Here is a 23,072-nt window from a genome sequence, read left to right as displayed (position 1 = left end):
CTTAAATACTCTATATTTAGCATCAGTTAAAAAAAATTGGCCCTATTTAAAATGATTAATAGTTCTGTCTTAAAACAACTGCTTGTTTGCCTAATGGTTTGTTTTAGTTATAAAGGCTTTTCTCAGTTAAGTAAAAAGCATTATATACCACCATTAACCTATGCAGATGCCAATAGTTCCCTTCCTCAGGATCAATATTTATATCTGTCAACACCATCTGCAAATCCTGTAAACTATACCATTACATTAGTAGGTCAACCCCCTACTTCTAATATCTCTGGTACCGTTTCAAATGCATTACCTAGCGAAATTGCGATAGGTAACGGAGGTAACACACAGTTGTTCATCCCTCCTGGACAAACAAGCACTGTTGCAAATAACAGAGGCTATATAATTGAATCTGAAGCACCCATTTACGTTTCAGTAAGGATGATTGGTGCTACTAGTGGTGCTCAAGCTGGAGCATTGGTAAGTAAAGGAGCATCTGCCCTCGGCAATATTTTTAGAATAGGTACTTATCCAAACGCCAATCCACAAGATAATTATCTCAATTTTGTGTCGGTTATGGCTACGGAAGATAATACACAAGTAAATTTTAGTAACCTTGCGAATAACCTTATAATACAAAATTATACTGGTGCTGTTCCTGTAACTGTTACTTTAAATGAAGGCGAGAGCTACACTATAGCCTTAAACAGTTTTGATGCCCTTGTGAATAGAGATGGTTTGATAGGCTGCTTAGTAAATTCGGATAAACCCATTGTGGTAAATTGTGGATCAGCAAATGGAAGCTTTGGCACTGGTGGGGCTAGAGACTATGGTATAGATCAAATTGTTGGATTAAGTAAAGTGGGAAATGAGTATATATTTGTTAGAGGTGACGGACCGAACGATTGGGAAAATATCTTAATTGTAGCACACACTGATAACACAAGCGTAAGCGTTAATGGAAATGCCACTGGAACCACTTTAAATGCTGGACAGTTTTTAATAATTGAAGGTAACGCTTATAACGTTAGCGGTAACATGTACGTCGAAACGTCTCAGCCTGTTTTTGCCTATCAAGGTGTGGGAGGAAGTAATTCAGAGGCAAATCAAGGCATGTTCTTTGTACCCCCACTTAGCTGTGAAACAAGAGGCAATATTAATAACATAGCCAATATAGATAGAATTGGAGGCACAGTATTTAGCGGAGGACTTACAATCGTTACCAGAACTGGCGCTACAGTAACCATTAATAACTTGCCGTTAACCAATTTTGCTAGTAATGGGCCAAATGCGGTAACTGGAAATAACGACTATGTAACCTATCGGGTTACTGGTTTAACAGGAAACATATCTGTTCAAGGCAGTGATGAGCTTTACGTAGCATATTTTAATGTAAATGGAGCCGCCACATCAGGTAGTTTTTATTCTGGTTTTCCTACTGCACCAGAAATTAATTTTGATACACAATTTGTTGCACTTGGTAATTGTATCCCAAATATAACTCTAGAAGCTGCAAACGCTCAAAATTTTGATAGTTTTGAATGGCAATTTGACGATGGTTCTGGAGCAGGTTTTGTAGACTTAGGAATAACAGCTACTAGCATAACGCCTACCGTACCTGGTAGATATAAATTAATTGGTATTATTACGTGTACATTAGAACGTTTGGAATCCACCGAAGTGCCCGTTAGTATTTGTCCCGATGACAGGGATAACGATGGTATAATAGATAATATTGATGTAGACAACGATAATGACGGTATTTTGAATTGTACCGAATCTAGGGGGGATGTAGTTATGAATTTGTCAAATATCAATCTACCACAATTGGAGTTTCAAGATGGAACGGTGAACACAAGCATACCTAGCAGTTCTTATGCGCAAACAAATAGCTCTGGAAGCACCAATACCTTCACTGCTACTAGTACTGGTAATTATACAAGTACGTTGCTTCCTTCTTCAAATTCTGAAAATATTTATACCTTAAATTTTAATGAGCCAGTAAATGTAAAGTTATCTGAGAATATTTCAGCTACACACAATATTGTTAATGAAGAATTTTTTATTGCTCAAATTCTACCATCCAATAAAAACATCACGCTCGTAGATCCTGACGATAGATTACTTGTAGACTCAAATTTTGATGGCATTTTTGAAACAGGAGTTACGCAAATATCAGGATCGGAAATTCACTTTAAAATTAATCCAACACCAAACGGCACAACGCCCTATAACTTATTCGCAAATCAAGTTGACGGATTTATTTTCACCCATAGATCTACGAGTGTAGCCCAATCTTCGGTATTTGACGGCAACCTTTCCCTTACATGCTTCAAAAAAGATAACGATAATGACGGTGTTAAAGATGAATTTGATTTGGATAGTGACAATGATGGTATTCCAGATTTTGTGGAGAACCAAGGCGCATTAGTGCCCCTTTCTGCAACAGATGCAGATTTAAATGGTTTAGATGATATTTATGATATATCTCTTAGTCCAATAGATACCGACGGGGATGGTATTTTGGATTTTTACGATTTAGATAGTGATAATGATGGGATTTCAGATTTGATTGAAACAGGTGAACTAGGACTGCTCTCTGACACCAATTTGGATGGTATTGAAGACGGGCCAAATTATGGCATTAATGGTTGGGCGGATGCCGCTGAAACTACACCTGACAGCAATGTAATTGGTTATACCTTAAACGATTTAGACGCCGATTCTACGTTCAGCTATATTGATGCAGATAGTGATGGTGATGGCTGTAGCGATGTTATTGAAGCTGGATTTTCAGATGCTAATAACGATGATTATTTAGGCGATAATAGTGTTACCGTAGACACAAATGGTTTAGTGAATAATGCGTCGGATGGCTATACCATTCCAAATGCAGATTATTTGGATGCAGCTCCAATTCTTATTACCACGCAACCTATGAATTTAGAAGTTTGTGAAAGCTCAGACAATAATATTTCATTAGTATCAACAACTTTTGATACCATTCAATGGGAAGTTTCAAATGACGGTATAAACTGGAACGCCATTGTAGACGATGCTATTTATAGTGATTCGCAAACCTCTAGCCTTCTTATTGCTAATACACCACTAGCATTTAACGCTAATTTTTACAGAGCTTTTCTAAATAGAAATGGCAATAGTTGCGGATTATATTCTGATGAAATACAACTAACCGTAATAGAATTACCAATAGCCAATATTGCACCAACGTTACAGCTATGTGATGACGATAACAACGGTAGCATGCCGTTTGATTTGTTGAGTCAAAATATTAATATCAGCACACAATCTAACGTTACAATTACATACCATACCTCACAAGCTGATGCCGATAACAATACAAATGCGATAGCAAGTCCATTAGAAACTACAAATACCACTATTTTTGCTCGTGTTGAAAATAATGCGAATACAACCTGCTTCGCTACATCTAGTTTTGATGTGGAGGTATACCAATCTTCATTTCCTGCTGATGCTGCAAATATTGCAAGGATTCAGGACTGTGATAATACATCGGTTGGAACAGATACTGATGGATTTATAACTTTTGATTTAACACTTAGGGAAACAGATATTTTAAACGGACAATCTGCTACAGATTTTACGGTTACCTATTACACTGATGCCGCTTATACAAATCAAATCATCACACCAACCGCTTTTGATAACACCGTAGTAAACCTTCAAACCATATATGCTAGAGTAACCAATAACCTTTTAACTGATTGTTTTTCAGACACATCTTTTGAAATTGAAGTTTTTAGTTTACCACAAGTAAATACACCAAATACATATGTACAATGCGATGATGACTCAAACGATGGTCAAGCATTATTTAATCTCACACTAGATAATATAAGGGCTGAGATAAACCCAAACTTTATATCTGAAAACCTTACTTTTACCTATTATGAAACTCAGGTTGATGCCGAAAATTCAGCTAATGCGATTGTTACTCCTGACGCATATCAAGACGGATTAGGCTTTACTCCAGAAACTAAATATATACGTGTTGAAAACCCAAATGGTTGTTTCAGAGTTACACCTATAACACTTCAGGTAAGTCCAAGTAGTGCAGCATTAGCATCTTACAGTCCAAATCCAATTTTTCAATGTGATGATGGTGCTGATAACCGAGATGGAACGGCTATATTTGATTTAACGTCAATTAGAGACGAAATTTCTACAACCGTGTTTAGTACTATAAATGTTACGGTACATTTTTTTGAAAGCCTTACCGATGCTGAGTTAGAGACAAATGAGATAATGAATATTGCGAATCATGAAAATATAAATTCACCAAACGCTCAAAGTATTTGGGTTAGGGTGAAAAGCGATTTAGGCAATGACTGTTTAGGGCTTGAAGAGTTTACCGATTTATTAAATGTAGAAGCTTTGCCTATTGCGAATCCTGTAACTTTAGAAAGAGAATGCGATTCTGATATTACAGATAATATATTAAGTTACCCTTTTGATGTCTCTCAACTTGAAAACGAAATACTAAACGGACAAAATCCATCAGATGTTACAATAACATATTTTGACAATAATGGAAGCCCATTGTTATATAATGATGGCACGCCAGTAACAAGTCCTATTCAGCCTGTATTCTTAACAGAAAACCAAACCATAACGGTAAGAGTTACTAATAACAACACTCAAGATCCCGATGGTGCCTGTTTTGATGAAACTTTTGTAGACTTTATAGTAGATATTCAACCTATAGCAAATCCAATCCCGCAACAAATTGTTTGCGATGGTGATTCAGGAGATATTGATGACGATGGTATCTATCCTTTTGATACATCAACATTTACCAATACAATTTTAGGCGGTCAAACAGGAATGGAAATCAATTATGATTATATTGATGAAAATGGTAATTTTTTAATCGATCAGAGTAGTTTGCCTAATCCCTTGATTTCTTCATCACAAACTATATTTGTTGAAGTGTTTAACCCAACGAACACATTTTGCTCAGATAACACTATTATCAATTTGGTTGTGAACCCACTACCCGAGTTTTCTGTTATCACACCTCAACTTGTATGTACTTCAGATCCTACTTTTGAAATTAATTTAGAACCCTTTGAAGATAGCCCGTCTGAAGTATTTGTTTATGAATGGCTGTGGACGAGCTTAGATGGTACCGCAACCAATCAATTTATTTCAAATGATAGGGATATTGATGTTTCAAACCCAGGCACGTATACGATAACTTTAACCAAAACCGATGGTACAGGCTGTTCTAGATCTAGGGAAATAGTGGTTGACGCCTCCGAACAAGCAACAATTACATTGGATGATGTTAGCATAGTTGATATTTCTGAAAACAACTCGGTTACAATAGATCCAACAAATCTAGGTAGCGGCAATTATGAATATGCGCTTGTAGAAGAAGATTCAAACCTCATCAATTATCAAAGTGATCCATTTTTTGATAGGGTAAAACCAGGGTTTTATACTATCTACGTGCGTGATCCCATTTGTGGTATCTCTACTTTAAACATATCGGTAGTTGGATATTTCAGGTTTTTTACTCCTAATGGCGATGGCTTCAATGACACGTGGAATATTAAAGGTGTAGATGAAAGTACACAAGCCAATAGTACCATTTATATCTACGACCGCTATGGTAAACTCATAAAACAATTACTAACCTCTTCCAACGGTTGGGATGGCACGTATAATGGGCAGCTCATGCCAACGGACGATTATTGGTTTAAAGTGAATCTTGAAGATGGCAGAACATTTATGGGACATTTTACCTTAAAAAGGTAAGCAGTATTTCCGTAATTTTGCTGAATGAATTTCAAAATAGAATCAGAGTTTAATCCCACGGGAGATCAACCAGAAGCCATTACTCAACTTTCAGATGGCATTACTTCAGGTGAAAAATACCAAACACTTTTAGGGGTCACCGGTTCTGGTAAAACTTTTACTGTAGCCAACGTAATTCAAGAGGTACAACGCCCAACATTGGTTTTGGCGCATAATAAAACACTTGCTGCTCAATTATACTCTGAGTTTAAGCAGTTTTTTCCAAACAATGCTGTAGAGTATTTTGTATCCTATTATGATTACTATCAACCAGAGGCTTATATTCCAGTTTCTGGTGTTTACATTGAAAAAGATTTATCAATCAATGAAGAGATAGAAAAAATGCGGTTAAGCACTACCTCTTCCCTACTTTCAGGAAGACGTGATGTTTTGGTAGTAGCTTCAGTCTCTTGTCTATATGGTATTGGCAACCCTATTGAGTTTCAAAAAAATGTCATCACGCTCAAACGAGATCAAGTGATTTCTAGAACTCAGTTATTACACCAATTGGTTCAGAGTCTATATTCTAGAACCGAGGCAGATTTTCGTCATGGTAATTTTAGAATAAAAGGAGACACGGTAGATATATTTCCCAGTTATGCAGATGACGCTTTCCGTATTCATTTTTTTGGAGATGAAATTGAAGATATTGAGTCCTTCAATATTCAAACTAATGCCGTAATTGAAAAGTACGATCGTTTGAATATTTATCCTGCAAATATGTTTGTGACCTCGCCAGAAATTCTTCAAGGGGCGATAAAAGAAATTCAGGACGACTTAGTGAAGCAACATGACTATTTTAAAGACATTGGTAAGCATTTAGAAGCAAAACGTTTGAAAGAACGCACTGAGTTTGATTTAGAAATGATAAGAGAATTGGGGTATTGCTCTGGGATTGAGAATTATTCTAGATATCTGGATGGTAGAGCTCCAGGTACACGTCCATTTTGCTTGTTAGATTATTTTCCAGATGATTATTTGATGGTTGTAGATGAAAGCCATGTTACCATTTCGCAAGTACACGCCATGTATGGAGGTGACAGAAGCAGAAAGGAAAATCTCGTAGAATATGGGTTCAGACTGCCAGCTGCAATGGACAACAGGCCTTTAAAGTTTGAAGAGTTTGAGGCACTTCAAAATCAGGTTATATATGTAAGTGCTACTCCTGCTGACTATGAGCTGCAAAAAACAGATGGTATTTATGTAGAACAAGTAATTCGCCCAACTGGATTGTTAGATCCAATTATTGAAGTGCGTCCAAGTTTGAATCAAATTGATGATTTAATTGAAGAAATTCAAGTTCGTGTTGAAAAAGACGAACGTACTTTGGTTACTACGCTAACCAAAAGAATGGCAGAGGAATTAACCAAATACTTAGATCGTATTCAAATTCGATGTCGCTACATACATAGTGATGTAGATACTTTAGAGCGCGTAGAAATTATGCAAGATTTAAGAAAAGGCTTGTTTGACGTACTAGTTGGTGTTAACCTGCTCCGTGAAGGTTTAGATCTGCCCGAGGTATCTCTTGTTGCAATTCTGGATGCAGATAAAGAAGGGTTTTTACGTTCTAACCGTTCGCTAACACAAACCGTTGGTAGAGCAGCAAGAAACTTAAATGGTAAAGCCATTATGTATGCGGATAAAATAACCAATAGTATGCAAAAAACTATAGACGAAACGAATTACCGTCGTGAAAAACAAATTGCATACAATACCGAGCACAATATTAAACCAAAGGCATTAAATAAAAGTTTGGATAATGCGTTGGCTAAAAATTCTGTAAGTACCTATAGTTATGAATTGGAAGCCGCTAGAGCAGCCGAACCAGAAAGCGAATATTTAACCAAACCAGAGTTGGAAAAGAAAATTCGAGAAAAGCGCAAACTCATGGAAGAGGCAGCTAAAGCTCTAGATTTTATAGTTGCAGCGCAATTAAGAGATGATATAAAAAACTATCAGGATAAATTAGAAAAGCTAAAGGTTTAAACCTTTAGCTTTTCATAAAACAGCCGATTAACGACCTACCTTCGTCAACATTAATTAGTTATACTGTGTTTTAAAAATATCTATCAAAACATCAGGTGGTACTATTTTATTTGGGAAACTCTCCATCAAATACAATACTTTCGAAATTGATTCATGGCTTAGTCCCATACGTAGCCCAAAATTGTAAAGCTTTATTACGCCGGCAGATGCCGTATTTCTGCCGTGTTCCTGTTCAATGTTCATCAATAAAACCAATCTGTGAAATTGAACAATGCGTTCGCTATGAGATTTTAAATGTGTGTAATTTACTGGGTGATTGATTAAATAGTCAAAATCTTCACGAGAAATATCTAATTGTTTAGCTACTCCTAGTAAAAAGTTATATTCAATATCTTGAATGTCCTTATCATACTGCGCGAAGGCAATCATTTCTGATAAGAGACTCAATTTTTCCATTCTATTAATCATTCTATGAGGGTCATTTTTATTACAGTATAAATTTACACAGAAAGGTTTTGTACTAATCGTAGATATGACACCTCTTATCGAAAAACTAAGCGTTATTTATCGGCTATTTTGTCGATTTTATCAATCCATAATTTTTTTAGTCTAAAAAAAACGTATGTTATCATTTTAAATATTCGTGATATTTTGCAATTAAAATAATCATAAATAATTGATAATTAGATATTTAAAAAGCTGTTACCAAATAAAAAACGAACCTCAAAAAGAAGAAATAATGAAGTATCTTTGGAATTATTGAAAAAACGCTAGAAATGCATTAGCCTCATTGCAAAATCGATGAAATGCATTTTTGAAACATAAGTATAATTAACATATGACAAACAATGATGTTTTAAAGAAGTTGAGGGTAGCATTAAAACTTCGTGATGATGAAATTGTAGAGATTCTTGGTTTAGTAGATTTTAGAATTTCAAAAAGTGAATTGGGTGCTTTCTTTAGACGAGAGGATCATCCAAAATATATGGAGTGTGGAGATCAAATCCTAAGAAATTTTTTGAACGGTTTGATAATTCATTTAAGAGGTCCTATGCCGCCAAAACAAAAATCAACACCGAAGGGAGAGCATAGAAAACAAAAAAAGGGCGATACATAAAGTATCGCCCTTTAAACTTTTTTATCAAGTAATGTTTATGCTAAAACCGCTTGAACCTTATCCGCAGCTTCCTGAAATTCAGTAGCACTTAACACATCCAGCCCAGAATTGTCAATTAATTCCTTTGCAATATCGGCATTAGTGCCTTGCAGTCTAACGATAATAGGAACGGCAATATTACCCATATTTTTATAAGCATCAATCACGCCTTGTGCTACACGGTCACAACGTACAATTCCGCCAAAAATATTTATCAAAATAGCTTTTACGGCTGGATCTTTCAAGATAATTTTAAAGGCTGCCTCTACTCTAGCTGCATCGGCAGTACCTCCTACATCTAAAAAGTTTGCCGGCTCGCCACCTGCTTGCTTAATCAAGTCCATAGTCGCCATGGCTAAACCAGCCCCATTTACCATACAGCCAACATTCCCGTCTAAATCCACATAGTTTAAACCAACTTCTTTAGCTTCAACTTCTATAGGGTTTTCTTCTCTTAAATCTCTTAAATCAATGTAATCTTTATGTCTGTATAGCGCGTTATCATCTATTGTAACTTTAGCATCAACCGCCATTATTTTATTATCACTAGTTTTTAAAACTGGATTTATTTCAAACAATGAAGAATCAGACTTTACATATGCGGTATATAACGCAGTAACAAATTTTGTCATTTCCTTAAAAGCCGTACCTGATAAGCCTAAATTAAAAGCTACGCGTCTTGCTTGAAAAGGCAATAAGCCAACTGCTGGATCAATTTCCTCGGTAAATATCAAATGAGGCGTTTCTTCTGCTACAGTTTCAATATCCATACCGCCTTCTGTTGAGTACATAATCATGTTGCGCCCAGTTCCTCTATTTAAAAGCACTGACATATAGAACTCGTCTGTTTCAGTTTCACCCGGATAATACACGTCTTCAGCAACTAGTACTTGATGTACTTTCTTTCCTTCAGCAGAAGTTTGAGGAGTTACCAAATTCATTCCAATAATTTGTCCTGCAATTTCCTCAACTTCATTCAAATTTTTAGCAAGCTTTACACCACCACCTTTACCACGTCCACCTGCGTGAACCTGCGCTTTAATAACATGCCAACTTGTACCTGTTTCAGACGTTAGTTGTTTTGCAGCTGCTACTGCTTCATGTTTATTTTGGGCGACAATACCACGTTGAATGCGCACACCAAAATTGCTTAATATCTCTTTTCCTTGATACTCGTGTAAGTTCATAATTTGCTCATTGTTTTAGAAAAGCAAAAGTAAATAATCACTTGTAATTATTCTAATATTTAACGCAGTATTGACTTTTTTTAGAAATCAGCAACAGAAATCATTTGTTAAATAATTAACACATTGTTTAATTTGTATAATATTTGGTTATTTGTTTGTTTTTGAAACTAAAAAAATATCTTTGTCTGAAATTATAATTGTACTGATGAAAAATACCGATTTAGTAAAGATTGCGAACGAGTTTGGAAGCCCTGTATATGTTTATGATGGAGAGAAAATTGAATCACAATATAAAAGATTAACTAATGCTTTTAAAGGTGTTAAACACTTAAAGATAAATTATGCCGTAAAAGCATTATCAAATATATCTATCCTGAAGTTACTGAAAACTTTAGGGTCTGGTATAGATACGGTTTCAATTCAGGAAGTACAACTTGGTTTGGAAGCTGGCTTTTCACCAAATCAAATTATCTACACACCAAATGGCGTATCTCTAGATGAGATTGAAGAAGCAGCAAAACTTGGGGTTAAAATTAATATTGACAATCTTTCCATACTTGAGCAGTTTGGAACCAAGCATCCTAAAACCCCAGTTTGTATTCGTATAAACCCACATGTAATGGCTGGTGGAAATGCTAATATTTCAGTAGGACATATCGATTCTAAGTTTGGTATTTCCATTCACCAGATACCTCATTTGTTACGTATTGTTGAAAATACCAAAATGAACATTAATGGTATTCATATGCACACTGGAAGTGATATTCTAGATATAGATGTATTCTTGTACGCTAGCGAAATATTGTTTGAAACTGCTAAACAATTCAAAAATTTAGAATTTATAGACTTCGGATCAGGTTTTAAAGTGCCTTATAAAACTGGTGATATTGAAACTAATATTGAAGAACTAGGTAAAAAATTATCCAGTAAATTCAACGCGTTTTGTGAAGACTACGGTAAAGATTTAACCTTAGCTTTTGAGCCTGGTAAATTTCTCGTGAGTGAATCAGGGCATTTTTTAACTAAAGTAAATGCCGTAAAACAAACCACATCGACGGTTTTTGCTCAAGTGGATTCTGGTTTCAATCATTTAATAAGACCAATGTTCTACGGGTCTCATCATGAAATTGACAACATTTCCAATCCTAATGGTCGTGAACGTTTTTATTCTGTAGTGGGATATATCTGTGAAACGGATACTTTTGGAAACAATAGACGTATCAACGAAATTAAAGAAGGCGATATTTTGCGCTTTAAAAATGCGGGGGCTTATTGTTTCTCTATGGCAAGTAACTATAATTCCAGATACAGACCAGCAGAGGTTTTATGGTATAGAGATAAAGCCCATTTGATTAGAAAGCGCGAAACTTTTGATGATATCATACATAATCAAATTGCGGTAGATTTTTCTCCGCAAAAGAAAAAAGCTGCAACGGTATAAAACGAAAAGTGTTACTAAAATAGTAGCACTTTTTTTTATATCTTTAAAATCCCCTAAGTTTCTTAATCCCAACCAAAAAAAACGTATGATAAAAACTATCATTACAAGTCTAGTTGCGTGTTTTTTGATATGCACTGGATTCTCTCAGAACACAACTCTAAATCTCGAAAACGCAAAAACAGTACCTATAGATTCCTGCATGTCATGGATGCGAACACATGCCTACACAGGAAAAGATTTAGACCACTTTCACAGCATAGCCCTTCAAACCCTCCAACGTAGTTTAAAAACTAAGAATGCAAAACTTATCGCAGAAGTTCATGAAGAAATAGCAAATTGGCATGGGTATAATGGTACATTTTCGCCAGATTCCATAGTGCATCATTCGGAAAAAGCCTTAGAAAATTATATTAAAATTGATGATAAAAAGAAAATTGCCGATACCTATAGGACATTATCCATAGATTATTTGAACGTGCGGGAATTGGATAAAGCCCAAGATGCCCTATTTAAAGCAATTCATCTATATGAAGCTATGGATGATGAAGCGGGGTTGGGCACTTCGTACAGGTCACTTGGTGTATTGTATGAAGTTATGGAAGAACCCGAAAAATCCATCGAATACATAAACAAAGCGATCCCAATTCTAGAAAAAACAAAAAACTATGCTTCCGTAGCCATTGCACAATTTAGTCTCATTAAAGGGTATGGTGAGTTAGGGGAATTTGAAAAAGCTTACAAGGCTGCTGATTATTGCTTAGAAATTATAAGGTCTAAAGCATCAGAAGAAATTTTTATTCCAGTTAGAGCGCATTCGTACCGCGGTGAAGTTTATGTAAAAGCTAAGGATTATGATAATGCCCTAAAAGATTTTATAAAAGCCTGGGAATTATGTTCTGCCAATATTGGTGAGGAGCGCTGTGCTACATATGAAACCGAAATTGGGCAAGTTTATTTACTGCAAAATGAGTATGAAAAGGCTTTAAAACATCTTTACGCTGGTGTAATGGCCTATGAAAAAAAGGGCTCAAATACTATGATAACCCAATACCAAGATTTAGCAGAATGTTATGAAAAGTTAGGAGATTTTAAAAATGCACTTCATTATCGAAACATAGCTTACAACAACAAAATAGATAATCTAGAAGCTAAGATTGAAAATATCGAAGCAGAAACCATTGTAAAATACGAAACCGATAAAAAGGATGAAGCAATAGCTTCTCAAGCGGCATTGATAGAACAAAAAACCAAAACGCAAAATTTATTTATCGCCGTTGCCATTTTGTTAGGTTTATTATTGCTTTCACTGTTTTATTTTTTCAATAAAAACAAAAAAGCCACAAAAATTATTCGTGCAAAAAATGCTGAAAACGAACTACTTCTTAAAGAAATACACCATCGCGTTAAAAATAATTTAGAGATGGTCAAGAGTCTAATCGCTTTACAGTCTGCACAAATTGAGGAAGGTGCTACAAGGGACGCAATGATTGCAAGCCAAAATAGGGTGCAATCTATGGGAATTATTCATCAAAAACTTTATCAAGGTGAAAACTTAGGAAGTATCGAAATGAAGGATTACTTCATCAATTTAAGCGAAGGTATTTTAGATACATTTGATGCAGACGACAAGGTAAGCATTAAGTGTGCCATGGATAATCTTAATTTAGATGTTGATACGGCTGTACCTATTGGTTTAATTGTAAATGAACTGCTCACAAATGCCTTAAAATATGCTTTTCCTGAAAAAGATAATGGCGAGATTAGTATTAGCCTGAAGAAAACTGACAATAATTTATTAAAGCTAATAGTTGCGGATAATGGTGTTGGAAAAACAAAAGGTTTGGCTCCAAAAGGTACAGGATTTGGTTCTCAGTTGGTAAGCCTTCTTACCCAACAACTGAATGGTAAAATGGTTGAAAAATCAGAAAGTGGTACACTTGTAGAATTTGTATTTTCACTTGACACTGCGGCATAATGGAAGATAAAACCAAAATACTTATAGTTGAAGATGAAATGATTATTGCTGCCAATATCTCACTTCAACTTACAGAATTGGGCTATGAAGTTACTGGAATTGTTCCCAGAGGAGAAGACGCTTTAAAGCAAATAGAGGCGAACAAACCAGATATCTTACTCTTAGACATAAATTTAAAAGGTGCTTTAGATGGTATTGAAACCGCAAAAGCAATGCAAAAAAATAATAACATCCCTATTATTTATTTAACAGCTAATGTGGATGATGCACATTTTAATAGAGCAAAAACAACACATCCTTATGGTTTTATTACGAAGCCATTTAAAAAACTAGACCTACAACGTACTATAGAATTAACCATTAGTCAAATAGCTTCTGAAACTAAAGAACCAGATCATGCAGAACAACAAAATTCAGAATCGTTTATTTTAAGCGATAGTGTATTTGTCCGTCATAATAATTCTATGGTTAAGGTTGATATCAATGATATCCTGTATATTGAAGCAGAACGTAATTACTGTCGTATTTATTCAAAAACTAAGGAGCATTTGTTGGTAATGACACTAAAGGACATGGACGAAAAACTGCCTTCAAAACATTTTCTGCGTGTGCACCGTTCATATATCATCAACATTTCTAAAATTAACGAAGTTGCCAATAGTCATATCGTTATCGGAAAAAAAGCCATTCCTATTAGTAAATCATTAAAGGAGGAATTGTTAAAACGCCTCCAAACCCTGTAAAAGTGCGTACTTCTCTTTCCAAATACACTTCAATAAAGAAATATAAACTTTCGGACAATAAAATAGCACTTTCGTCCTAAATCGATATAATTTCAAATTGATAGTTAGTTACTTGGTAAAGAATTCAACGAATGAATTCAATTATCATTAACCATTTAAATACTATTAATTATGAAATCTTTTAAAACAATCTTAGTGTTGGCATGTTTTTTATTAATGCTACCAATTACAACACAAGCTCAAGACGATGAGAACTTTATCTTAAACTTAACAGAATTCACTGTAAAATTTGGGCATAACTCAAACTTCACTGATGGCGTAAAAAAATGGAATAAATGCTATAAAGAAAATGACGGAAAAGAAAAATGGAATGTGTGGCACCGTTTACAGGGAAAAGGTAATGTTTATGTTATGGCTTCTAGTGTTAAAAACTGGGCTGAAATGGATGAAAGTGATCCTGCTGGAAAAGCATGTAGAGCAATTGCCATAAGCTCTATTGTACCTTATATCAAAAGTGCAGAATTTAATACTGCTAGACCAATGCTAGAAATAAGCAAAAAAGACCCTTTAGGTGATAATACCATTGTTTGGGTGAATAGCTTTACAGTTAAAAGCAGTATGGCTTTTAATGAAATTATAGAAGATGTGAGTTCAACAGTTAAGGCTGAAGAAGGTAAATTTCGCGCATACTGGTACCGCAATATGGCAGGAGAAGGTATGAGTTACTTTGTATCGACTCCATTTAAGGATTTTGCAGATTTAGATAAGGAAAGAGCTGGCGTATGGGAAATCTATGAGAAAGCGCACGGCAAAGCAAAAACAAAGGAGATTCGTGAAAAATTTTATGCTGTACTTAAAAACTCATCTAGCTATACATACACATTAGAAAAAGATTTAAGTATGCAATAAACTAAACTTAATTAACCAACCTAATTTTAGAAAACACTGTGCTATTGGCGTCATTTTTAATATTTGAGTTACTAGTACGGTGTTTTTGAAATTTTGACCATTCACTTCTTTATTTCAAAGAGTTTAGTTTCTGTATTACTTTAATCATTATTCATTCCTATACCGTGTTACAACTAAGATTAAATCGAAAATTTAGCAGAAACCTAACTGCCAGTGCTATTTCCCGCTATTTTTCGTTTTCTACACTTTATATAGCTCAAGGTATTCCTGAAGGTATTACGTTTTTTGCAATTCCAGCTTGGTTAGCCATGAATAACAAAACTCCTTTAGAAATAGCAACGTTTGTTGGAATTATTGGTATACCATGGAGCTTTAAAATTATAGTAGCACCGCTAATGGACCGTTTTACTTTTTTAGCCATGGGCAGAAAACGCCCGTGGGTTATATTCGGTCAGTTAGGGTTAATTCTCAGTTTTTTAAGTATTGCTTTTATTGCAGACCCACTGAATAATTTAACTGCCCTAGCTACAGTTGGATTTTTAATTAGTTTTTTTGGAGCCTTTCAAGATGTAGCAACTGATGGAATGGCTGTTGACGTGATCCCTCCAGATGAACAAGCCAGAGCCAATGGCTTAATGTGGGGATCAAAAATCATTGGCACTTCGTTATCACTAGTAATTGGAACAGCACTAATTAACTCTATCGGGTTTAAATCCGCCATCGCATCGTTGTCCATAGCTGTGGCTCTCATAATGATTGTGCCAATATATTTTACCGAACGCCCTGGCGAAAAAACCATGCCTTGGAGCAAAGGAAAAGCTAATGCTAAATCAAAAAAAACACAACTCAGGAGTTGGTCTCAAATCTTAAAAAGTCTGTATCGTGTAATACGATTGAAAGGAAGTATTATTTTTGGGATAGCCTCATTCGTCATAGGTACAATGTACGGTTTAATGGATACACTATTTCCTATTTTCTCTGTGCAAGAATTGGGCTGGACAAACACTTCATTCTCTCAAGTGTTTTCAATAGCTTCAATTATTGGTGGTGTTTTAGGGATGTTTGTTGGTGGATATTTAGTGGATTACTTTGGAAAAATAAAGATGCTAATGTTTTACTTAACAGTCATAGCCACAATAATTGCCATATTTGCATTGACCAGTAATTTTTGGAGCAACAACATAGTTATCTACATGTTTATTGTTGGTTATTATACACTATATACGTTTTTGTGTATAGCAGTTTTTGCTTCCGCCATGCAATTATGTTGGAAAACAGTAGCCGCTACACAATTTACACTTTATATGGCATTGTCCAACATGGGAAGAGCTTCAGGATCTGCTCTGTTGGGTGTGCTTAAAACGTATTTCACTTGGGATTATGTATTTCTATTTGTAGCAATACTGCCTTTAATCATGGCATTGTTGATGAAGTTTGTATGCTTTGATAAACACAGGAAAAAAATAGATAGCTTTAGTATTTTGGATAAAGTTTTGGTAACACCACAGGTTATTAAGGATTAAAATAGAAAACAGGCTGAAGATGAAGAAAACATCAGTAATAGCAAAAAATACTTCTACGATGTTGAAATGTTTGAAGTTTTGCAATTAGTTAATGATAAGCTATTACTGATGCGCCTGTTTAAAGAAGTTTTTAAAAACTATCTCACTTGCTTTACATATCATTAATTCGTATCATATAACTTATAATACAATTTATGCCATCAATCAAATCGTCAAGAATCGAATCCATAGATATCCTAAGAGGACTCGTAATGGTACTTATGGCGTTAGACCACACAAGGGATTATTTTCATTATGGTTCTTTTTTTTCTGATCCAACAGACTTAGAAACTACAACGCCTTTTTTGTTTTTTACAAGGTTTGTTACACATTTTTGTGCACCCGTATTTGTTTTTTTAGCAGGAACTTCGGCATTTTTATATGGTCGTAAAAAAAGTACATCCGCATTATTTAAGTTTCTAATCACTAGAGGGTTTTGGTTGGTTTTTTTAGAGATTGTAGTCAATAATTTCTTCTGGTGGTTTGATGTTACCTACAGTTTTATTGTGCTTCAAGTAATTTGGGCTATTGGTGTTAGTATGATAGCGTTATCATTTTTAATACTTATTCCAAGAAAATTACTTTTGGGAATTGGTTTATTAATTGTTTTTGGGCATAATTTGTTAGATAGCATCCAATTTCAAGGCAATAGTTTTCAAGCTATTCTTTGGTATGTGTTGCATCAAGGCGGGGAATTAACTACAAGTTCAAATTCCATGATTGGAGCCTACTATCCTGTCTTACCTTGGATTGGCATCATAGTACTCGGCTACTGCTTTGGCTATTTATACCAAAAAGATGTTAATGATACTTTAAGAAAAAAATGGCTACTATATTTGGGTTTTGGTACAACATTATTATTCTTTGTTGTTAGAGGGTTTAATATATATGGCGACCCTGTGCCATGGACCAACTATGATTTAAACATTAAAACCGTAATGTCGTTTTTTAATGTCACAAAATACCCGCCCTCTTTGGCCTATGCCTCAATTACCTTAGGACCTTCATTTTTATTTCTTCTCGTTGTAGAATCAATAAAAAACAAAGTATCCCTCTTTCTTTTAGCCTTCGGAAGAGTACCGCTGTTTTTTTATTTTATACACATTTTAGTCATTCATCTTTTAGCGATTATAGGCATATTAATTTTTGGAGGCAATTGGAAAGATATGATATTGACTTATGACGTTTTTATGAATGCAAAACTCCTAGATTATGGCTACTCACTATTTATTGTATATTTAGTCTGGATATTTGTAGTTACTCTGCTCTACTTTCCAAGCAAAACTTATATGGCATACAAAGCAAACAATAAAGATAAATGGTGGTTAAGCTACCTTTAACGCTATACAATTATGAATAAATATTTTGTTTTAGGTTTATACCTGCTTCTTACCTATAGTAGTAATTCCCAAAACTTCTCAGAGCGTGTAAAATCGTTCATTACTGTTGATACTACAATAGTTGCAATTGAAAACGTAACTCTTATTGATGGCACAGGAAACGCTCTAAAAAACAACCAAACCGTAATTATTAAGGAAAGTAAAATTTATAGCATAGGTAATTCAGCATCAATTGAAGTGCCTAAAAATGCTCAGATTATCAATGGTAAAGGCAAAACATTAATTCCCGGTCTAGTAATGATGCACGAACATCTGTTTTACACCAAATTTTTTGAAAATTGGTTTAGCGTAGGGCAAATGACCTTTACGTTTCCAAGATTATATTTAGCAGGGGGCGTAACTACAATGAGAACCGCTGGCAGTATCCAACCGCAGTCCGATTTAAACGTAAAACGTTGGGTTATTGAAGGCAAAATGACAGGACCTAAAATGGATGTTACCAGTCCGTTTATTGAACGTGAAGGTCCACCAATAGCAGAATTAGGATTTATAAAAGACACTAAAGAGGTATCAGAAATCGTCAATTTTTGGGCAGACAGAGGGGTTACCTCTTTTAAACTTTACAATAATATCACGAAAGAAGATATGAAAGTATGTCTTGAAGAGGCCCATAAACGTGGTTTTAAAGTTACAGGACATTTATGTTCGGTTACCTACGAGGAAGCTTCTAATCTTGGTATTGATAATTTGGAACATGGTTTCATGGCGTCTACGGATTTTGATGTAGATAAAGATGAAGATATTTGCGATCCGTTTAATGCGAGAACTTCGTTAACTACAGAACCTGTTGATAGTGAAAAAGTAAACAGGCTTATCGACATTTTAATTAAAAACGGCACCACCATTACCACTACACCTAATGTTTTTGAACCCTATACCAATAGAGAACTAATTCCCGGTGGAGGCGAAGATACAGTTACACCAGCAGTTTTAAAAGATGTAAAAGGTATTTATGAAAGAAGTGTAGGAAGGGACTCCCTTACTCTAGCAAGATTTGAGAAAAACTTAATATGGTTAAAACGTTTTTATGATAAAGGCGGAAAACTAATGGCGGGTACCGACCCAACTGGTGCGGGTAGAACGGTTGCTGGTTATGCGAATCAACGCACCATCGAAATATTAGTTGAGGCTGGTTTTCCTCTAGAAGATGTTATTAAAATCTGTACGCTAAATGGTGCAACATATCTTGAACAAAACAAGACTATTGGCACTATTGAAAAAGGTAAAATAGCCGATATGGTTTTAATTGATGGCGATTTACGCACCGACATTAAAAACATTAGAAACATGGAAATTGTTTTTAAAGACGGCGTGGGTTATGACTCTAAAAAGCTTTTTGAATCTGTAAAAGGAAAAGTGGGTTTAAACTAATCCCTCAGCTTTCCTGAAAACACACTAACTTTTGAATTGAACGGATTACCGGAAGCACGTCTTAGTATTACCACTTGTCCGCAATGCCATAACGCATCCGCAATTGGGCCGTTTATAATATTCCAAAATGGGAATCTGTTATTATCAAACTTTGAAATATCGTCCGTTTTCCTTACAATATCAGAAGCTGTTTTAAAATTTAATAAGGTTTGCTTGCGCTTTTCATCAAAGGTCATTTTTTCGCCATCAACAGCTTTAAAATCTTTTATTATAGCACTTAAAATAAAATTAGACAATCCATATAGATGTTCGATAGTTTCCTCTGAAGTTCTCCCAGATTCACTGGGTTTGTATGTTAAATCTTCAGGTCTTAAGCCTTCGGTAGCCCAATAATAGCGAAAGCCTAAACCATCTATCATTCTAGAAATAGAAGTGCCTGCAGTATAGGTTTCTGCGGGTTCTGGAATTTCATAATATGGTAACTTTTCTTTGTTTTGAGACATAATACTTGAGGAAATAAGGACTGCAATTAAAAAAATATAAATTCTCATAGGTTTTTATTTTGGTCCTAAGGACATCACATAATCGTAGCTTTCATTAAAAAGTTGTACCATTTTTTCTGAATCTTTAAGTATATTATCAGGGATAAGCACGTAACCTTTCATAACAGCACCATACGACTTGTACAATGTCGTATTAAATTCTTTAATATATTTTTCTTGGGTTTCTTTTGAAAAACGAACCCCAATTTCACCTGCTTTATTTAGTAAGGTAAACATGTAACCGTTAGCCGAAGTATAAATCATAGATTTGCCTTTGCGTTCAAACCGCGGACATCCATCTACTATGGCATCATAAATTTTTAGTTGGGCTTCCCAATTCATTGTCAAAATAATTCAATCCTTTAGCTTAGTGGGGCTCGCAATAGGGTTTACACCATAAGTATCGTAAAGATAAACTAATGCTGTCATCGTTGCGGCACCGAGCTCTAACTCGCGCTTATTAACCGCATCAAACGTATCGTTACTGGCGTGGTGATGGTCAAAATAGCGTTGGGAATCTGGTCGTAATCCTGCTAGAACATTGGTGTTGCTTTTTAACGGACCAACATCTGCACCACTGCCACCTTTTTCAAAATAGTGAATTAAATAGGGTTTAAAAAGCGGTTTCCAAGCTAAAACCTGATTAAAATTTGCATCATTACAATCAAAAGAAAATCCTCTTGGTGTAAATCCGCCAGCATCACTTTCTAAAGCAAAAATGTGGTTCTCGCCTTTTGCTTTTGCCTCTGCTGCATATTTCTTCCCACCACGTAATCCGTTTTCTTCATTCATAAACAACACAACTCTAATGGTACGTTTTGGTTTCATATTTAAAACTTTCATCAATCTTAGAACTTCCATGGATTGTACTACCCCTGCCCCATCATCATGAGAACCATCACCTAAATCCCATGAATCTAAATGTCCACCAACGGTAATAATTTCATCTGGAAATTCATTGCCTTTTATTTCACCAATCACATTATAAGACTGCACATCTTTTAGTTGTTTACAGTGCTGACGAAAGTAAAACTTGGTATCGGTATCCAGTTTAAGCATACTGCTTAATAATTCGGCATCGTTAGTACTTATGGCTGCTGATGGAATGCGTTTGTCGTTTGGTAAATCGTCATACGTCATGCTTCCCGTATGGGGTAAATCGTCTAAACGCAGATTCATGGAGCGCACAATCACACCTACTGCCCCATATTTTGCAGCTTCCACGGCACCTTTATAACGTTGGTTTACACAACCGCCGTAGGCCTGAAAGGTTTGTATCAAATCGGCTTGCATCGGGCGATTGTAAAACACAATTTTTCCTTTCACGTTTTCAGTTCCTAATGCTGCCAATTCCTCAAAATTTTGAACTTCAATAACTGATGCTTTTACGCCTAAACTAGGCGTAGCGATTGAGCCTCCCAAAGCACAAATATTTACGGTGGTTGTTGTGCCTTCAGCAGTTTCAATATAGGCATATTCCTTTGCTCCGCGCACCCATTTTGGTACCATCACAGGTTGCAGCCATACTTTTGTTAGTCCTAGTTTTTCAAGCTCTTCCTTAGTGTACTTTACAGCGCGTTCCGCATTATAAGATCCAGACAGTCTTCCTCCTATTTGATTTGACAAATAATCTAACCATTCATAACTATTGCCATTGGTTAATGAAGCTGTGTAGATGTTTCTTATGGTGGCTTCGTCTGTTTGTGCTTTAGCCTGAAGTGAAACTAGTAAAAGCACTAAAAATATTTGGGCTCGTATCAATCTCATGTGTGGATTTTTGATGTTAAATATAGGGCTTATGAAACGTTTCGGCTCTAAAAGGAATCTTAAAATTTAAGTCTATACCGCAGCTTAGTTTTGTTTGATTTTGTCAGAAAAAAATGATAACTTCGTTTAACATACGATATAGTTCATTAAAACGGAACGATATCTCCACATTAGGCAACATTAAAACCAAATCAACAAATGAAAAGAACAATATTTTTATTATTAGTAATTCTGCCTATTTTGACTTTCGGACAAAGCGAATTTTGCGACAAAAGTTTCGGAGAAAGCTATTTTCCACTTGAAATCGGATTTGAAAAATATATCTCTTGGGGAAGTGCTCTTTATGTTGAGAGAGTAACCGAAAAGATTGACGTTGATGGAAAGGAATATTATAAATATGAACAGGATTTTGGAAATGGAACTATTTATGACTTATTACTTCGCAATCAAAATGACACTATTTTTATGTATAATGAGGTTAAGAAGACAGAAAGTATACTTCTAATCGCAAGACCACAAAAGGGAATTAATTGGAATACTGGAAAAGTTGCCGAAATAGATGGCGCTTTTGAGACACCATACTGTAATTATGAAAACCTAATCGTTGTTGAAAATAAATATTCTAATGGCGAAAAAGAAAAGCGATATTATAAAAAAGGATTAGGACTTGTTGCTATAACAAACAAAAAAGGAATTAAAGGAATTTGTCTACCGAATAAAGAAGAAACAGAATCTTTATTTGTTCCAATGTCTTTTATTGGCTGTGAAAATGAACCAAATAAAGAAGAAATCACTGAGTGTACAATGAAAGCGATTCATTCATATGTAATTGAAAAGCTAAAAACAAAAAACATTAAACCACCTAAAGAAGATGGAATATTAAAATACAAAGTGAAAATTGCAAAAACTGGATATGTCTCAGATGTAGAAACTTTAAATTCAATAGCTGGTGGAAATCAAACAAGAAAAACCATTAAAAGTATTATAGAATCGTTACCGAAATTTAACCCAGCTAAAACAGCTGATAAAAAAGCTGTTGGAACGAATATTGAATTATCGATTCCGGTTAAAACAAAATAACGTTGCCTAACAAAGTATATAAAAAATTGCTAGTTTTAGCTTAACCAATGTGAGTTGCTCGTTTGCTAGCTTCTGATTTTCCTTCGGAAAATCCTCGCATACAAACACGTTAAACGAACCT

Annotated in this window: 16 protein-coding genes; 11 read left to right on the top strand and 5 right to left on the bottom strand. The window is 35.1% G+C overall.

Annotation, left to right across the window (positions count from 1 at the left end):
* The first annotated feature begins 51 nt into the window (after nucleotides 1-51).
* The gene (locus tag EYD45_RS00485) at nucleotides 52-5,790 is read left to right on the top strand and encodes a T9SS type B sorting domain-containing protein (RefSeq protein WP_130962387.1); all 5,739 of its coding nucleotides are present in this window, start codon (nucleotides 52-54) and stop codon (nucleotides 5,788-5,790) included.
* A 24-nt stretch (nucleotides 5,791-5,814) separates the two neighbouring features.
* Nucleotides 5,815-7,818 carry an excinuclease ABC subunit UvrB gene (gene uvrB, locus EYD45_RS00480; RefSeq protein ID WP_130962386.1) on the top strand — a complete coding sequence of 668 codons (2,004 nt, stop codon included), beginning with the start codon at nucleotides 5,815-5,817 and terminating at the stop codon, nucleotides 7,816-7,818.
* 54 nt (nucleotides 7,819-7,872) lie between these two features.
* Here the strand turns inward: uvrB and EYD45_RS00475 are convergent, their stop codons facing one another.
* A complete protein-coding gene (locus tag EYD45_RS00475) occupies nucleotides 7,873-8,286 on the bottom strand; it encodes a TerB family tellurite resistance protein (protein ID WP_130962385.1) in 414 nt (137 codons plus the stop codon).
* A gap of 370 nt (nucleotides 8,287-8,656) precedes the next feature.
* On the opposite strand from EYD45_RS00475, the gene EYD45_RS00470 reads away from it, so the two are divergent.
* The gene (locus tag EYD45_RS00470; RefSeq protein ID WP_130962384.1) at nucleotides 8,657-8,935 is read left to right on the top strand and encodes a DUF1456 family protein; all 279 of its coding nucleotides are present in this window, start codon (nucleotides 8,657-8,659) and stop codon (nucleotides 8,933-8,935) included.
* Between the two features lie 35 nt (nucleotides 8,936-8,970).
* Here EYD45_RS00470 and sucC read toward each other — a convergent pair whose 3' ends face one another.
* Nucleotides 8,971-10,161: an ADP-forming succinate--CoA ligase subunit beta gene (sucC, locus tag EYD45_RS00465; protein ID WP_130962383.1), complete on the bottom strand. Its 1,191-nt coding sequence runs from the start codon at nucleotides 10,159-10,161 to the stop codon at nucleotides 8,971-8,973.
* Between the two features lie 205 nt (nucleotides 10,162-10,366).
* Here sucC and lysA point away from each other — a divergent pair, with 205 nt between their 5' ends.
* The 7 genes from lysA (at nucleotide 10,367) to EYD45_RS00430 (ending at nucleotide 19,562) form a co-directional block, all read left to right on the top strand.
* Nucleotides 10,367-11,602, top strand: a complete 1,236-nt coding sequence (lysA, locus tag EYD45_RS00460) for a diaminopimelate decarboxylase (RefSeq protein ID WP_130962881.1) — start codon at nucleotides 10,367-10,369, stop codon at nucleotides 11,600-11,602.
* A gap of 85 nt (nucleotides 11,603-11,687) precedes the next feature.
* Nucleotides 11,688-13,577: a tetratricopeptide repeat-containing sensor histidine kinase gene (locus tag EYD45_RS00455; protein WP_130962382.1), complete on the top strand. Its 1,890-nt coding sequence runs from the start codon at nucleotides 11,688-11,690 to the stop codon at nucleotides 13,575-13,577.
* Entirely contained in the window at nucleotides 13,577-14,320 is a 744-nt protein-coding gene (locus EYD45_RS00450) for a LytR/AlgR family response regulator transcription factor (protein ID WP_130962381.1), read from the top strand. Before EYD45_RS00455 ends, EYD45_RS00450 begins: the two co-directional genes overlap by 1 nt.
* Before the next feature lie 171 nt (nucleotides 14,321-14,491).
* The gene (locus EYD45_RS00445) at nucleotides 14,492-15,229 is read left to right on the top strand and encodes a hypothetical protein (protein ID WP_130962380.1); all 738 of its coding nucleotides are present in this window, start codon (nucleotides 14,492-14,494) and stop codon (nucleotides 15,227-15,229) included.
* Between the two features lie 164 nt (nucleotides 15,230-15,393).
* A complete protein-coding gene (locus EYD45_RS00440; protein ID WP_165453853.1) occupies nucleotides 15,394-16,752 on the top strand; it encodes an MFS transporter in 1,359 nt (452 codons plus the stop codon).
* Nucleotides 16,753-16,946: 194 nt separating this feature from the next.
* Nucleotides 16,947-18,131, top strand: a complete 1,185-nt coding sequence (locus EYD45_RS00435; protein WP_130962378.1) for a DUF1624 domain-containing protein — start codon at nucleotides 16,947-16,949, stop codon at nucleotides 18,129-18,131.
* A gap of 12 nt (nucleotides 18,132-18,143) precedes the next feature.
* Complete coding sequence (locus EYD45_RS00430) at nucleotides 18,144-19,562, top strand: amidohydrolase family protein (protein ID WP_130962377.1); 1,419 nt, start codon at nucleotides 18,144-18,146, stop codon at nucleotides 19,560-19,562.
* Here EYD45_RS00430 and EYD45_RS00425 read toward each other — a convergent pair.
* Genes EYD45_RS00425 through EYD45_RS00415 form a run of 3 tightly spaced genes read right to left on the bottom strand, consistent with a single transcriptional unit; the run spans nucleotide 19,559 to nucleotide 21,871 of the window.
* The gene (locus EYD45_RS00425; protein WP_130962376.1) at nucleotides 19,559-20,113 is read right to left on the bottom strand and encodes a hypothetical protein; all 555 of its coding nucleotides are present in this window, start codon (nucleotides 20,111-20,113) and stop codon (nucleotides 19,559-19,561) included. The genes EYD45_RS00430 and EYD45_RS00425 overlap by 4 nt on opposite strands.
* Before the next feature lie 6 nt (nucleotides 20,114-20,119).
* Nucleotides 20,120-20,446, bottom strand: a complete 327-nt coding sequence (locus EYD45_RS00420) for a hypothetical protein (protein WP_130962375.1) — start codon at nucleotides 20,444-20,446, stop codon at nucleotides 20,120-20,122.
* A 12-nt stretch (nucleotides 20,447-20,458) separates the two neighbouring features.
* Nucleotides 20,459-21,871, bottom strand: a complete 1,413-nt coding sequence (locus EYD45_RS00415) for a M20/M25/M40 family metallo-hydrolase (RefSeq protein WP_130962374.1) — start codon at nucleotides 21,869-21,871, stop codon at nucleotides 20,459-20,461.
* A 198-nt stretch (nucleotides 21,872-22,069) separates the two neighbouring features.
* Between EYD45_RS00415 and EYD45_RS00410 the strand changes: the two genes are divergently transcribed.
* A complete protein-coding gene (locus tag EYD45_RS00410) occupies nucleotides 22,070-22,951 on the top strand; it encodes a hypothetical protein (RefSeq protein ID WP_130962373.1) in 882 nt (293 codons plus the stop codon).
* Nucleotides 22,952-23,072 lie beyond the last annotated feature (121 nt).

Origin of the sequence: Hyunsoonleella flava (assembly GCF_004310325.1) — a bacterium.
Taxonomy (GTDB): domain Bacteria; phylum Bacteroidota; class Bacteroidia; order Flavobacteriales; family Flavobacteriaceae; genus Jejuia; species Jejuia flava.
The sequence above is the reverse complement of the archived record's forward strand: the minus strand, read 5'-3'. Positions and strand labels throughout refer to the sequence as shown.